General features: G+C 50.4%; 1 protein-coding gene. It reads right to left on the reverse strand.

Features of this window, described 5'->3' with window-relative positions; translation table 11 throughout:
• The coding region (locus tag SB658_RS26495) for an electron transfer flavoprotein subunit beta/FixA family protein (protein WP_410603475.1) at positions 1-245 on the reverse strand (245 nt) is incomplete at its 3' end.
• Between the last annotated feature and the right edge of the window lies 1 nt (position 246).

Here is a 246-nt window from a genome sequence, read left to right on the forward strand (position 1 = left end):
GAAACGGAGTATTGGTCAGGATCGCTCAGATCATCTTCAATATTGATTAACACCGCCTGGTCACAGCCCATCGCAAGGGCGGTTCTCAGTTCTTTCTCCGCATCTTCTCCGCCGACGGTTACGGCGGTCACGGTTCCGCCGTGCTCTTCCTTCAGCTGAATGGCTTCTTCAATGGCGTATTCATCATACGGATTAATGATAAATTCGGCCCCGTCCTCCTGAATCTTTCCTGCTTCAATGACGATT

Origin of the sequence: Bacillus sp. SIMBA_008 (assembly GCF_046535495.1) — a bacterium.
Lineage (GTDB): Bacteria > Bacillota > Bacilli > Bacillales > Bacillaceae > Bacillus > Bacillus subtilis.